The sequence below is a fragment of the Clostridium sp. AN503 genome (genome assembly GCF_040719375.1).
Lineage (GTDB): Bacteria > Bacillota > Clostridia > Lachnospirales > Lachnospiraceae > Brotaphodocola.
Window position 1 is genome coordinate 254,833 of record NZ_JBFDTP010000001.1, and the last position, 12,660, is coordinate 267,492.

At 50.1% G+C, this 12,660-nt stretch carries 14 protein-coding genes; 4 read left to right on the forward strand and 10 right to left on the reverse strand.

Annotated features, from left to right (window positions below; genetic code table 11):
* Nucleotides 1-8: 8 nt before the first annotated feature.
* Complete coding sequence (locus AB1I67_RS01080; RefSeq protein WP_367027972.1) at nucleotides 9-2,123, reverse strand: thiamine pyrophosphate-binding protein; 2,115 nt, start codon at nucleotides 2,121-2,123, stop codon at nucleotides 9-11.
* Between the two features lie 257 nt (nucleotides 2,124-2,380).
* Here AB1I67_RS01080 and AB1I67_RS01085 point away from each other — a divergent pair, with 257 nt between their 5' ends.
* Nucleotides 2,381-3,748, forward strand: coding sequence for a cell wall-binding protein (locus AB1I67_RS01085; protein ID WP_367027973.1), 1,368 nt, complete (start codon nucleotides 2,381-2,383; stop codon nucleotides 3,746-3,748).
* Nucleotides 3,749-3,893: 145 nt separating this feature from the next.
* Nucleotides 3,894-4,310 (forward strand): teichuronopeptide, encoded by a 417-nt coding sequence (locus AB1I67_RS01090; RefSeq protein WP_367027974.1) that lies wholly within the window; start codon nucleotides 3,894-3,896, stop codon nucleotides 4,308-4,310.
* A 9-nt stretch (nucleotides 4,311-4,319) separates the two neighbouring features.
* On the opposite strand, the gene AB1I67_RS01095 is transcribed toward AB1I67_RS01090, so the two are convergent.
* The gene (locus tag AB1I67_RS01095; protein ID WP_367027975.1) at nucleotides 4,320-4,472 is read right to left on the reverse strand and encodes a hypothetical protein; all 153 of its coding nucleotides are present in this window, start codon (nucleotides 4,470-4,472) and stop codon (nucleotides 4,320-4,322) included.
* 367 nt (nucleotides 4,473-4,839) lie between these two features.
* On the opposite strand from AB1I67_RS01095, the gene AB1I67_RS01100 reads away from it, so the two are divergent.
* Nucleotides 4,840-5,163, forward strand: a complete 324-nt coding sequence (locus AB1I67_RS01100) for a hypothetical protein (protein ID WP_367027976.1) — start codon at nucleotides 4,840-4,842, stop codon at nucleotides 5,161-5,163.
* A 226-nt stretch (nucleotides 5,164-5,389) separates the two neighbouring features.
* Nucleotides 5,390-6,451, forward strand: coding sequence for a hypothetical protein (locus AB1I67_RS01105; protein ID WP_367027977.1), 1,062 nt, complete (start codon nucleotides 5,390-5,392; stop codon nucleotides 6,449-6,451).
* Nucleotides 6,452-6,562: 111 nt separating this feature from the next.
* Here the strand turns inward: AB1I67_RS01105 and AB1I67_RS01110 are convergent, their stop codons facing one another.
* From AB1I67_RS01110 to AB1I67_RS01145, 8 genes are all read right to left on the reverse strand, one after another.
* The gene (locus tag AB1I67_RS01110; RefSeq protein WP_367027978.1) at nucleotides 6,563-7,072 is read right to left on the reverse strand and encodes a hypothetical protein; all 510 of its coding nucleotides are present in this window, start codon (nucleotides 7,070-7,072) and stop codon (nucleotides 6,563-6,565) included.
* Between the two features lie 101 nt (nucleotides 7,073-7,173).
* Nucleotides 7,174-8,841, reverse strand: coding sequence for a hypothetical protein (locus AB1I67_RS01115; RefSeq protein WP_367027979.1), 1,668 nt, complete (start codon nucleotides 8,839-8,841; stop codon nucleotides 7,174-7,176).
* A 169-nt stretch (nucleotides 8,842-9,010) separates the two neighbouring features.
* Nucleotides 9,011-9,259 (reverse strand): helix-turn-helix transcriptional regulator, encoded by a 249-nt coding sequence (locus AB1I67_RS01120; protein WP_367027980.1) that lies wholly within the window; start codon nucleotides 9,257-9,259, stop codon nucleotides 9,011-9,013.
* A gap of 231 nt (nucleotides 9,260-9,490) precedes the next feature.
* Nucleotides 9,491-9,733, reverse strand: coding sequence for a helix-turn-helix transcriptional regulator (locus AB1I67_RS01125; RefSeq protein ID WP_367027981.1), 243 nt, complete (start codon nucleotides 9,731-9,733; stop codon nucleotides 9,491-9,493).
* 89 nt (nucleotides 9,734-9,822) lie between these two features.
* Nucleotides 9,823-10,002: a hypothetical protein gene (locus tag AB1I67_RS01130; RefSeq protein ID WP_367027982.1), complete on the reverse strand. Its 180-nt coding sequence runs from the start codon at nucleotides 10,000-10,002 to the stop codon at nucleotides 9,823-9,825.
* Complete coding sequence (locus AB1I67_RS01135) at nucleotides 9,999-10,595, reverse strand: accessory gene regulator B family protein (protein ID WP_367027983.1); 597 nt, start codon at nucleotides 10,593-10,595, stop codon at nucleotides 9,999-10,001. Before AB1I67_RS01135 ends, AB1I67_RS01130 begins: the two co-directional genes overlap by 4 nt.
* The gene (locus tag AB1I67_RS01140; RefSeq protein ID WP_367027984.1) at nucleotides 10,588-11,931 is read right to left on the reverse strand and encodes a GHKL domain-containing protein; all 1,344 of its coding nucleotides are present in this window, start codon (nucleotides 11,929-11,931) and stop codon (nucleotides 10,588-10,590) included. Before AB1I67_RS01140 ends, AB1I67_RS01135 begins: the two co-directional genes overlap by 8 nt.
* Nucleotide 11,932: 1 nt before the next feature.
* Nucleotides 11,933-12,646 carry a LytTR family DNA-binding domain-containing protein gene (locus tag AB1I67_RS01145; protein WP_367027985.1) on the reverse strand — a complete coding sequence of 238 codons (714 nt, stop codon included), beginning with the start codon at nucleotides 12,644-12,646 and terminating at the stop codon, nucleotides 11,933-11,935.
* Nucleotides 12,647-12,660 lie beyond the last annotated feature (14 nt).

The following is a 12,660-nucleotide window of genomic DNA, read 5'->3' on the forward strand; positions in this document are numbered from 1 at the left end:
CCTTTCGGTCATTTAATCCGCGGGATGATCATCATCGCATCCATCTCCTCGTCCGGAAGGAACGGGGAGAGATCTTCTAACGGCGGCGATACCAACGTGCCGTCCGAAAGCCGTTTGGCCGCAGACTTTGGCTCAAAATTCTGATCTGTGGTCACATAGACCTCACAGATGGCAGGCCCTTCCTGGGCCAGGGTCTTCTCGACTGCTTCCGCCAGTTCTCCATTGTGATGAGCCGCCACATAGGGATAGCCATACGCTGCCGCCAGCTTCTCCATATCCGGAAAACTTAAGTCACAGCTGTCCACACCAATCCCCACAAGCGGCTCGCCAAAGAAATTCTTCTGTGTCTGCCGGATGGAATGATAACCGCCATTGTTGATAAGAAAGATCTTGATCGGCATCCTGTGATGGATGATGGTCTGCAGCTCCTGAAGGTTCATCTGGATGCTGCCGTCACCGGTCAGCAGGATGATATCCTCTTTAGACATCCCATCCCCCGCATACTCCGGGTCATGGGCCGCCATACATACGCCGATCGCCGCCGGCAGGTCGTATCCCATGGAGGCAATCGCTGAATTGCTGATAAAGCGCTGCCCTTTCTTTATGATATAGGCATGTCCGCCCACCACGCAGGCAGAACCGTTGCCGACTACCGTGATCTGGTTTTCCTTCTGGCGGCTGCTCAGGGCTTCCACCAGGGCATAGACATTGGCTTCCCGGTCCTCGTCCTGAACCAGATGCTTCGGCTGGATGACCGGATACTTCTCCCGCCACAGCCGGCAGGTCTCATTCCAGGTCATCCCCGGAAGGCCCTCGCCTCCGTCAAATACCGGAGTTCCGTCCGCACCGCCTTCTTTCGTCTCCGGGCTGCCATCAGCCGCACTGCCATATTCCTCCCGCAGCACCGCTGCCATCGTCTCCAACAGATCCCTCGCATCTGCATGGACCGCCATATCCACATGGACGCTGGGCTTTTTCAGCTCCTCCTCGTCCACGTCATTGACGATCACATATGCCGCACGCGCCCATGTCTGATAATTATACCCCACCTGGCGGATGCTCAGACGGCTGCCCACAGAAAACACCAGGTCGCTGTTCTGGATGGCAAAATTGCCGGGGCGGTCTCCCATGCCGCCTGCCCGGCCCGCGTACAGCGGATGGTCATCATAGATACAGTCCTGGCTGTTCCATCCGGTCACCACAGGCATACCCAGACGTTCCACAACTTCCATAAATACCTTGTGCGCGCCGGCAATACGGATGCCGTTGCCGGCATTCCAGACAGGACGTTTCGCGCAGCGGATCTTCTCGATGATCTCCTTTGCCTGCGCCCTGGAAGCCTTCGGCGGGAGCACCTGCCGTTTCTCCCCACAGCCTGCATAATCCTCCCGGATCGCATGGGGAGGCTCTACCACCGTCACCGTACCATCTGTACAACCGCCGGAAAGCACTGCCGCCTTCAGGCTTTGTTCCGCCGCCCCGGCGATCACCGGCGCTCCGGATGTGTGATCCATGCCTACTGCATGCACCGCCCAGCCGGTACCGCCCGCCTCATAATCCGCCGCGTCAAAGCCCACCAGCTGTTCCGTATCCACAAACGCCCCCTGGACGTTCAGCGGGATATCCAGCCATGCAGGGCCCGGCCGCCCGGAGCATGCCAGATAAAGGGCTTTCTCCAGACAGAAACGGATGCGCAGCGGATCGATCACCATCTCACTGTATTTTGTCATGCAGTCAATTGCCTTTGTAATGTCGAACTCCTGGTCTCCCATGGCCCGGATGCCCACGCCGGACCAGCGCGCCGTCGTGTCATAGCGCACCTGCCCCGACAAGATCAGCATGGGGATGGAGTCCAGCCACCCGCCGACCACGCCGGTGATGGCATTGGTACCTCCAGGACCTGTAGTCACACAGAGCAGTCCTATCTTATTATGGATCCGCGCGTACGCTTCCGCCGCCATGGCACAGGCCTGCTCATGATGTTCATACAGGCAGCGAAGCCCCGGCTGGTGGCCCAGGGCGTCATTCAGATGCATGGCGCCTCCGCCGGTTACGGTAAATGCCTGGTTGATCCCTGCCTCCACGAGCTTTTGTGCAATATAGTTGGATACTTTTATTTTCATAGGTAACCCCTCCCCCTTATGCGCTTTCTTTATAGTATAACACACATCTTCCCGCCTTGCATCTTAAAATCCTCTGACGGTTTTATGATGACGGCTTTCACAGGGAATGGCACCTTGTTCCTTTCTTTCCAGCAACCTGCACTTTTCATAGCGGCAGGGATAGGCTATAATCGCAGAGTAATGCAACTATGGATTTTCGGCCACAGCGGATCGCAAAAAAGCGAATCTGCAATTTCAAAAAGGAGAGCATTAAATTTATGAAAAAACAATTCAAGTTCCTGGCTGTATTATCCACCGCGGCGGTGATGACCGCGGTAACCCCTGACCTTGCCACTGTAATTCCCGGTTTCGCACAGACTGCTTTTGCAGCAACTGTGGGCTGGACGGAGGAAGACGGCGAGCTGCGCTACAAAGACGGCGACGGCTACTTCCTGACCGATACCTGGAAGAAAAAAGACGGCGAGTGGTACTACTTAAACGAAGATGGATTCGTAAGCCGCTCCACCATGGTGGACGAGTACTATGTAGATGAAGACGGAAAACGTGTCATCAACCAGTGGCTCAGCGTATCCAACGAAGATGAATGGGACGACGACGCTCCCGAAGCCTACTGGTACTACTTTGGAAAGGACGGAAAATCCGTTGTATCCAAATGGCAGACCATCGAAGGCAAAAACTACTACTTTAACGAGGACGGCCATATGCAGACCGGACTGATCGAGCTGGATGGCTTCACCTATTATCTGGGCGAAGACAACGACGGCGTCATGAAGAAGGGCTGGGTACAGCTTGAACATGATTCCGACGAGCTGGACGAGGACATGGTATGGCATTATTTTGACAACAACGGCAGAATGGTGATGAACCAGGTTGACCGGAAGATAAACGGCAATTACTATACGTTCGAGAACGGTATCTTACAGACTGGCTGGTACAAGCTTCCGGCAGCCGCAGATACCGCAGAGGCTGAATCCGCTACCGCATCCGATGCAACTGCAGCAGCTCCGGCGATCGCTTCCTACCAGTACTATGAGGAGGACGGAAAACGTGCTGACGGCTGGTACCAGATCGAGGGCGCACCGGACATCAGCGAGGAAGGCGAGACCTTCACATTCTACTTTAAGAACGGAAGCCCATACCATGCAGCTACCGGCGTGCAGGTATTTACGGTAGATTCCAAACGTTATGGCTTCAACACCCGCGGCGAGATGCAGACCGGCCTGCAGGTGGTAACTACAGATGAAGGCGAGATCGCCAACTATTACTTTGGCAGCGACGGCGTCATGAAGACCGGCAAGCAGTCCATCTATGACGAGGATCTGGATGAGACCCAGACCTGGTTCTTCTACACCGACGGCGGAAACAAGGGCCGCGGCTTCCACGGCGTACGCGACAACAACGTGTACCGCTACGGCCTGCGCCTGGACGCTGACCGGGATTTACGTTATGCACCGGCCGACTTAGACGGAACCCTCTATCTGGTCAACACAACCGGAGCGATCCAGAAAGCATCTTCCTCCTCCAAGTCTTCCGCAAAGCCGGAACTGGGAAGCGGTTTTAAAGATGTCAAAGACGCAAATGATAAGATCTGGACCGTCAATGTAAACGGCGTTATCCAGCAGTAATCACAATTTCATCCGTTCAGAAAAAGGAGCCCTCCGCGGCTCCTTCTTTCGTTTTCTGAATAATTTTATTTTTTTGTCAAAAATCCTGTTATATTTTCACATTTTCTGCGTTATATATTAATAATAATTGTGGGAGGATTTTGCCATGAGAGAACTGTCAGTCTATTACTGCCCGCGCTGCGGGTACTATGGCTATTTTCAGCTGGTACGGAATGCAGTATGTCCGTCCTGTGCTGTAAAAATGAAACTGCTGGACATGCGGTATCAGGATTTTATGAAGCTTACCCTGGAAGAACGTGATCATCTTCTGATACATAATATCCTCTCCCGGGACTGTTCCATCACCAACCGCATCACAGCCGCCGAACGCGCCCACAACAACCGAAAGCTGATCGCTGCCATGAACGCCCAGATCCAGGAACTGGAATCTGAAAACCGGCAGTTGAACGATACTGTGGAATGGATGCATCAAACCATATGGGATCTGCTGGCCCGTAATAAAGAGCTTCAGCGCCAGATTGAGCAAACAGACCCGCCCGCCAACCCCCCTGACTCAGACTGATGCCTGTCATCAGTCTCTTTCTTCCGTCACGTAACGGGTCACCAAACGGTTCAAGGTCACCTTCATCTGAACCACAACATTCAGAAGCATGTCGTTTTCCGCCTTCAATTTTCGGTTCTCCTCCGTCAGTCGCTCCACTTCTTCCATAGATATACTCATCATGATTCTCCTCCTTAAATTTCAAGTGCACTATCAATATAAGACCTTTTTTGTAATTTGAAAAGAGGGAACAAATCGCAGAAATCGACAATTATTTCATAGTTTTCGGAAATTCTTTGTCGACCTACTACATCTGTCATTTTTTATTTGGCGCTCGTACTAGCTATAGTAATTCCCAAAAATCCTGTTATGTTTTATCCAATAATTTTTTATAAAAAAAATTTTATTTTATTCCTGTTTTCATGCCTGTTCATAACGAATTTCTTACGATTCCTGTATTTTCCTTACAATCCGCCCAAGGGTATTGCCAGCCATTTCCACGACTGCTATAATGAAGTCACCAACAAGATGAAAGAAAGGGTGAACTGTGATGAGACGAAAAGCAGGCTTAACCTTGGTTTTAACCATTACCTGTCTTCTGCTCAGTGCATTCCCTGCCATGGCAGGCGAATGGCGCAGGACGAGTGAGGATCAGTGGCAATACATTCAGGACGACGGAAGCAAGGCAACCGGATGGATTGAGATAGATGGTGACCGCTATTATCTGGATGAGAATGGGAACCGCAAGTCCAACTGCTGGCAGAAGGAAGACGGCGCCTGGTATTATCTGGGTGAGGACGGCGTCATGGCGACGAATACCTGGGTAGATAACTATTACGTAGATGAAAACGGATGCTACGAAAAGAAGCGTTGAATACGAAGTGCAACAGGGATTTCTGATCAGCCGCGCGGCTGATGAAAGGGGCAGGAGCTGTAAGGTTCCTGCTTTTTTACGATTTCCTGACATTTGTATGAGTGAAATGTCATAGAAACTTCATATTTTAGATAGTTGTACACTCTTCCAATTTATGCTATGCTTTCTATGTTGAAGTATTTTCCCCAAGAACAAACATCGAAAATTTATTTGGAGGTAAGATTATATGAGAAAGAAACTACTTGGCATTACCGTATTTGCGGCGGCGCTGACCCTGTCTACAGGAATCACCGCATTCGCCGGCACCTGGAAGGAGGATGCTCTCGGCAGATATTACGAGAACGATGACGGAAGCCGTCCTGTATACGCAGGCTGGTTCACCGATCCGGCAGACGGTGTTGTATACGGTATGGACCCGGATGGCTATGTGATGATCAATTCCGATATGGGCACCTACCGCACCGACGACCAGGGGCGCCGCATTGAACCGACCGAGGAGGATCTTCAGAGGGCTGCCGAGAGAAAAGCTGAACTTGCAACCCGTCCAAGTCCCGCTAAAAAGCATGCCGCTGCAGAAGTGGCCGCTGCCGCTGCAAAGTCTTCTTCCACCGCTTCCAGTACTACCCGCTCTTCCTACCAGGCTGAGATGAGAGTATTCATGGAGAAGCTGTTCAATGAAGCAAAGACCAAGCGCACAGATACTACGGTACAGGTAGACGGCAGCGAGGACAACACCGAGGTTACCTACGGCTTTAAGAACCCGGACGGCTACCGCTTCATCAGCTCTACCATCTGGAAGAGCGCCAAGGCTACCGCTGTCAACTATAAAGACTACGCGTTTGAGATGTCCTATCATTTTGATTCAGCAGCCAAGGACATGAGCGTTTTTGACAACGTATACAATCAGCTGGCAATCTCTGCCCTGGGCGAGGCCGAAGGCCCGGCTGTTCTGGATTATGTCCAGACCGAGCGCAACAACGGCAGCTCCAGCTTCGACCGTACCGGCAGCACCGATACCGGCAACTCCTACAAGCTGACCTACAGAAACGGCCTGGTTACCATTACCGTTACCTGCAGCGAGATCGTTCCCGAGAGCGAGGCCCCTGCCGATACCGAAGCAACCGAGACTCCGGAAGCTGACACTGCAGATACCACCGTCTCCACTACCTCCGTCATCGTAGCCGGCCAGGCTGCCCAGACTCAGGATGACGCCACCCAGGATACTGCTGGTACTGATGACCAGGGGACCACGGGTGAGGAGACAGCTGGTGAAGACACTGCTGTTTAATATCACTCTTGCATAGTGTGATCATATCTTCTATGAACGTGCGCCGTCAGGCGCACAGCAATAAAAAAGCTGCCCGTCAACGGCAGCTTTTTTATTGTGCATCTTTGTAGCTTATTCAATCTCAATCTTCACATAAGTATCTTTCGGGATCGTTGTCTCATACAGCGGCGCTCCCTGCGCTTTGTACTCAGACTCCGTATAGACCTTCAAATTGATCTCATTGTCCTGGTACAATCCGCCGAAGGTATCTGTGTCAGATTCCCCATAAGAGAAATCCTGCACTGCCACCTGATCGTTGATACCCTTGATCGCTGCATCAGCAAAGAATGCCGTATCCTCCGGTGAGGTACCGTCCTTTACCACTGCAATGACGTCCACATACTCCTCATCCAGATGGAGTTCAAAATCAATCGCAGCTCCCATCGGATAGTCATCCGGGTCCAGATAGATATCATCCACGTCATCATGAAGCTGGTCCTCATCGATCTCTATGTTCATATACATATTGAAGTCCGGACCTTCTGTTGGATCCGGCTGTACGATATTGCTCTTGGTACAACCGCACAGCAGCGCCACGCATCCAGCTGCAAGCATCAGAGTCTTTACTCTCGTTCTTATCATCTTTCAATCCTCCTTACATATAAAACAGGCAGTTAGTATTATAAACGATACCTGCCGGTTTGAATAGGGGTTTTCGAAAAATGTCACGAAATCTTCATAATTCAGCCGCTCATCCGACGTATAAACTCAAGTATGGCCTCACGTTTCCACGCAGTATCTCCATGTTCCGCCAGACACCGTTCAAAAAACTGGTGTACCGCCTCCCACATCTGGGGATTTGAGACCGCCATCTGGACCAGCGCATCCGCCGATGCCTCCAATATGCTGTCCACCGGATCATCTCGGAAGCTGTCCTTTAATCCCAGACAGAAAAACCGCTCCAGCTCATCGATCAATTCCGGCGCATTGATATTCCGTATTGCCTCTGCAGCATTGTATTCCCTGCATTCCGCCGGAAGCTGGCGCCGCTTTTCAATATGATTGATAAAGCTGTTGATCCCCCGCCGGTTCTGCAGATGGATCAGCAGTATATCACAGCGCAGCTTGTGAGTGGCGTATTTCTCTCCATATCTCCAGACCATACCCGCAAGCCGTTCACTTCCCGCCCGGCGGTACTGCTCCGCCACAAAGAAAAACATATCCCCCTGCATCCTTGGCAGGATCTGGTCACAGACCATGTCCGCATCCATCTTCCTGCAGGTGTACGTCATCGCGATCTGGCGCACCCACTTTTTCCGCAGCTGGTTTCTTGCCACACGGGCGGTCACATCCGTGTAACACTCATCCGGATGATCCATGCAGTATAAAATATGCCAGCTTAAAACAGTCTCATTTGCAATGCCCGCTTTCAGGTTCTTAAGGATGCGGGTACGAAGCTCCTCCTCCGTCATATATCTGGCAGGCAGCCATTCACAGCCATCCTCCGGCGGATATTTGCACAAAAATAAAAGCTCGCCAATTTTATTATGCGGAATTTCCAGAGAAAAATGTACCGCGAAATAGAGCATTGCCTCTATTTGAAGTCCCCTCCGGTGTGGCTCATCCTCTCCGCATGCAAATGGTTCCAGATAGAAATCCATCTCTTCTATATTCCGATTATAATATTGAATAATATACTGCCTGAGCGGCTCCGGAATTTCAGAATTTTCACGCCTGCGAATCCAGTGCATTAAATAGTATGCCGACTCGTGTTCCCACTGTCTTCCTGCCAGATGCGACAGCCATTCACGAACGGTCTGACTTCCCATGGTATTAAAATATTCTGACAAAAGCAGATTCAGATCATATCGGTTTCGAAGTACAGACACCGGGTATTCATGCAGTGTATTCCGGTCCCAATCCGTACGTTCTCCCAACTCCAGGAACTCCTCCGCCAGTGCAAGATAAGCATTCTGATCCATCAATGCCTGAAGATAAGCAGCTTGCTGATCCCTTTTCCGGATCTTTTCCTCCATAACTTCCCGGCCGGAAGCTTCTATAAACGGAGCATGCCGGGTCCGGTACGCTTTTTGAGATGCCCTCAGGATGTTCCCCACAATCGATATAAGTATATCGAAATAATCCCGCAGCACTTTCTCCTGCGAAGAAAGCACCTGCCTGGTATCAAATACCGTATACTCTCTCACCGCCTGAAGCATCCTGTCCAAAAAGGCGCCGCGGCTGTCCGCGGCTTTATCCTTCATGTAAAGATATTTACATATTTCCGGAAACGGCTGGTTATATTTCATAAAATTCTGAAACCATTCCGTCTCCAGGATCAAATATTCTTTATGCCGCTTCTCAAAATGCTTCTGGCCCCGACGCAGGTAATCCACCACCAGGTCTCCCATATCCAGAGGCTCCTGCCGCCCTGGAAGTGACACTCGTCTATCCGCATATGCACCGGTTCCAAACAGAGCAAAATATATCATGTTCCTGACAAACGTGTTCTCCCACGGAGTCATATGCATTCACCCTTTCCCGTACATCTGATACGGCCCGGCGTCCTGTTCTACCCGGTCACTCCGTATCAGAATACCAGTCTATGTTTTTAAACTCTTCCACGTCAAAAAATTCTGCCATGCTGATCCCAAGTCCGTTACAGATTTTGATGAGGGTAAATGTCCCCGGATTTTTCGTGGAACAGTCAATAATATGCAGCAAAGTGGTTAACGGTACTGCCGACCGGTAAGCCAGCCTGTAATAGGTCAGCCCCTTCTTCTCACAGTAGTACTGAATACGCTTCGACAATAATTCCTGCTGTTTCATAGTACGATCACCTTTCTTTTGTATGATAAGGTGATTGTAATACTTTTTTGCCCCTCACCACTCCCAAATACTGCACATAAAGACATTTTAACAGACTTTTTTATACTGGGGTCATTCTTAATTATACTTTATTCGATAAAAAACGCAACAAAAAAACAAGACGGCGCTTTGACATACCAAGTCAAAACGCCGCCTGTTTTTCCGACATCACATTTTTCAGCCGGCAGAACCTTATTCCAGATCACACTCCATGTTTTCAAATTCTTCTGTATCGAAGAATTCCATCAGCGAGACATCCAGTCCGCTGCACAGTTTCGCGAGGGTGAATATCCCGGGATTTACGGTCGCGCCATTCACAATGTGCATCACCGTGTTGATCGGCACAGATGACCGGGTGGATAATTTGTAATAGCTGAACCGTCTCAGCTTGCAATAATATTGGATTCGTTGTGACAACAGTTCCTTCTCATTCATAGGCTTTTCCTCTCCAAATATGGTACTGTGCCTATTCTAATATATTTTATTTTTTCACAACTACCATATATTAGACCAAATCCTCTGTTTTATGACACTTTTTTATCCAAACCAGACATTTTTGCATTTCTGACCATCTCCATCACATCTTCGCCTTCCTCCGGCTGGTAGCCCGTAAAGCGTGAGGTAGCATCAACCGTAGAGATCCCGATCACATATACCCCCAGCAATGTCAATTTAAATAACATACGTTTCATCTTTTCTCTCATATGTTCCTCCTCCATGGCTTGCACCATAATATTAATATTGTAATCACTGCCTCTGTCATCCATATCTGCAATGACAGATCAGGTCTTACCGTGTTGAGCACAGCTGCCGCCGACATCCAGCCAATCAGGCCATACCACGCCCGCTTCCGATTGCGGGCTTTCCAGTCAGGCGGAAGCCGCTTATGCCTGTTTTCCACAGGCGCAAACACTGCAAAAACACCGATATCCGCGGCTGCGGCCAGAAAAACGACCAGCCGCAGTCCCCACTCCGGCAATAACGGCACGGCTGCCAGCATCCCCTCTGCGCCCCAGAACGTACACAGATATGCTGCGCAGGTAAGAAAAAAACATCTTGTGCGCGTTGATGCGTGATAGCCCCCCGAATAGCTTCTGACCGTTATAAAACAGGCTAAAAACAGCATGGCCCCATCCAGATTGCCAAGCCACACTGCCAGGATACCAATACCTGCAAATGTAATCCCGGTAGACAGGACCACATCCACGCCAATCTGATAAAGCTTCGTCCTGTCCTCCAGGAGCCCATCTCTTTCTGACAGAAAATCTGCAGCATATCTGGATAATTCATCAATCATGCTTCATATCCCCACCTATCTCCAAACAGGCTCTCGGAAGCACTGCCTGTGAAGTAAAGTAATTGCCCACAATCTCATTTTTAAGCCTGCCGTCATACTTAGCCACGGTTTCCTTTACATTCTGAAGCCCCAGGCCATGGAACATCCTGTCTTCCTTTCCGGAGACCATCCTGCTGGCCTGCTGGATCTCCTCGCTGTCCACCCAGTTTTTTATCTGGATGCAGACCACACCGCAAGTTTCTTTCAGCTCAACAGAGATCTCTTTTTTAAAGGAATTGCGTTCCTCCGCTTCTATGGCATTGTCCAGCAGATTGCCCAGAATCACGCAAAGATCCATAGCGGCTATTTTTTCATAACGCCCCGGCAGTATCCGCTTCGATGTCTGGATCCCTCTGGCCTCAGCTTCTGAGAGCTTTAGGTCGATCATTGCCTCCCACAGGGAATCCCGCTGCATGATCCTGGAACCTTCGCCGCTGTCACCAGCGGTCTGCCGGATCAGGTTCTCCAGATATTCCAACCCGCCTGCCGTATCATTTTTTTCCAAATAGTACCGGATCCCGAGGAGATGGTTTTTCATATCATGTTCCGCCCTCCTGACCCGCTCATATCCCTCTATCTCTTTTTTAAACAGCTCCTTCTGGGATTCCATGATATCCTTCAGCAGCTGGTTTTTCCTGTTCTCAGACTCCTGTCTCAGTGCATACACACCCAGATAAAAAATAATGGCAACAAGCGTCACGATGCCTGCCAAGATCATCACATAAGCCGCCGCATTCTCACCTGCCCCATCAGCCTTGAGCAGCATCTGTATAAGCAGGCTCGCCATGACTACCACGAACACCGGGCTGGCCAGCGCCATACCATAGATCATCCGGCCCTTCCTGCCATCCAGTTCCCGCTTGATCCGCAGGACTACCCAGGCATATCCCGCCAGGAACAGTTTACTGACCACCAACAATACTCCCCGTCCCAAAGACCCGGCTTCCATCCACATACGTACACCATTCTCACCCAGCACCGCACTGATGCTCATGGAACAGGAAACACCCGCCACCAGCCCAAGGCTGAAGAGCGCCACACTCATCGCATGGGACACCAGGGAGCCATTTAGAAAAAAGTGTCCGTAAATAAAAACAATAACACAGTCCACCAAAACTGTAGACCAATGAAAAAATGTGACCATATCCGCCAGTGCAATGTTTAAAAACAAAAGCCCCATCAGCCCAAGCGTTCCGCACCACCGGACTGCACCGGTCCGTGTCTGCCCATGGTAGCGGTTAATGAATTCCGCATAGATCCATGATTCCAACACATCTATCAACAATTCTGCAGCCATGTCAACGCTCTCCAGCCATCACCCAGTTCATGAAAATCTCATTTACATGCTTTGCGTAAGGGGCGCTGATGGGAAGCTCCTCCCCACTTTTCAGCACCATCTGTTTGTATTTATAATAATCCTGAACATAGTTCAGATTGACCAGGTACCTTAAATGGATCCTCAAAAAATCATATTCCTTCATCCTCGTCTCCAGCATCCGGAGTTTGTTCCTGATCAGCAGGTCCTCTCCTGACGCGGCACAGATCCTCACATAATGCTCTTCACTTTTCATATAGGCAATCTGACTGGGCTTGATACGGATATCCCTTAGATTATCTTTTACAGTGATCTCTGCGTCGCACTTCCTGAATACCTCATTCAATACATGAAGCGTCTCTGTCAGATCTGCCATCAGGTGATCTTTCCTCACAAACGCCCTGGGTTTTACAAACATGGAGGATCGCATGTAATCGTCATGGGCGCTGACAAACACAAATTCCTTGTTCACATACTTCTCCCGAAGCCGTTTTACCAGATCGATCCCTGACAGCTCCGGCATCTCTATATCCAGAAAATAAATATCATAAACCTGATGAGCCTCCAGACAGTGCAGCGGATGATTCTCCACATGCACCTCCAAATTCATATGCAGCTGCCGGGACACTTCTGTTATTGCATCCAGCAATATTTTTGAAAAACCAATATCGTCGTCAACAACCAATGCCGTAATCATGGGTTTTCCTCCTT

Excerpts from the sequence above, each read along its gene's own strand:
- AB1I67_RS01080 (WP_367027972.1), bottom strand. The coding sequence starts at position 2,123 with ATGAAAATAAAAGTATCCAACTATATTGCACAAAAGCTCGTGGAGGCA.
- AB1I67_RS01085 (WP_367027973.1), top strand. The coding sequence starts at position 2,381 with ATGAAAAAACAATTCAAGTTCCTGGCTGTATTATCCACCGCGGCGGTG.
- AB1I67_RS01090 (WP_367027974.1), top strand. The coding sequence starts at position 3,894 with ATGAGAGAACTGTCAGTCTATTACTGCCCGCGCTGCGGGTACTATGGC.
- AB1I67_RS01095 (WP_367027975.1), bottom strand. The coding sequence starts at position 4,472 with ATGATGAGTATATCTATGGAAGAAGTGGAGCGACTGACGGAGGAGAAC.
- AB1I67_RS01100 (WP_367027976.1), top strand. The coding sequence starts at position 4,840 with ATGAGACGAAAAGCAGGCTTAACCTTGGTTTTAACCATTACCTGTCTT.
- AB1I67_RS01105 (WP_367027977.1), top strand. The coding sequence starts at position 5,390 with ATGAGAAAGAAACTACTTGGCATTACCGTATTTGCGGCGGCGCTGACC.
- AB1I67_RS01110 (WP_367027978.1), bottom strand. The coding sequence starts at position 7,072 with ATGATAAGAACGAGAGTAAAGACTCTGATGCTTGCAGCTGGATGCGTG.
- AB1I67_RS01115 (WP_367027979.1), bottom strand. The coding sequence starts at position 8,841 with ATGGGAGACCTGGTGGTGGATTACCTGCGTCGGGGCCAGAAGCATTTT.
- AB1I67_RS01120 (WP_367027980.1), bottom strand. The coding sequence starts at position 9,259 with ATGAAACAGCAGGAATTATTGTCGAAGCGTATTCAGTACTACTGTGAG.
- AB1I67_RS01125 (WP_367027981.1), bottom strand. The coding sequence starts at position 9,733 with ATGAATGAGAAGGAACTGTTGTCACAACGAATCCAATATTATTGCAAG.
- AB1I67_RS01130 (WP_367027982.1), bottom strand. The coding sequence starts at position 10,002 with ATGAGAGAAAAGATGAAACGTATGTTATTTAAATTGACATTGCTGGGG.
- AB1I67_RS01135 (WP_367027983.1), bottom strand. The coding sequence starts at position 10,595 with ATGATTGATGAATTATCCAGATATGCTGCAGATTTTCTGTCAGAAAGA.
- AB1I67_RS01140 (WP_367027984.1), bottom strand. The coding sequence starts at position 11,931 with ATGGCTGCAGAATTGTTGATAGATGTGTTGGAATCATGGATCTATGCG.
- AB1I67_RS01145 (WP_367027985.1), bottom strand. The coding sequence starts at position 12,646 with ATGATTACGGCATTGGTTGTTGACGACGATATTGGTTTTTCAAAAATA.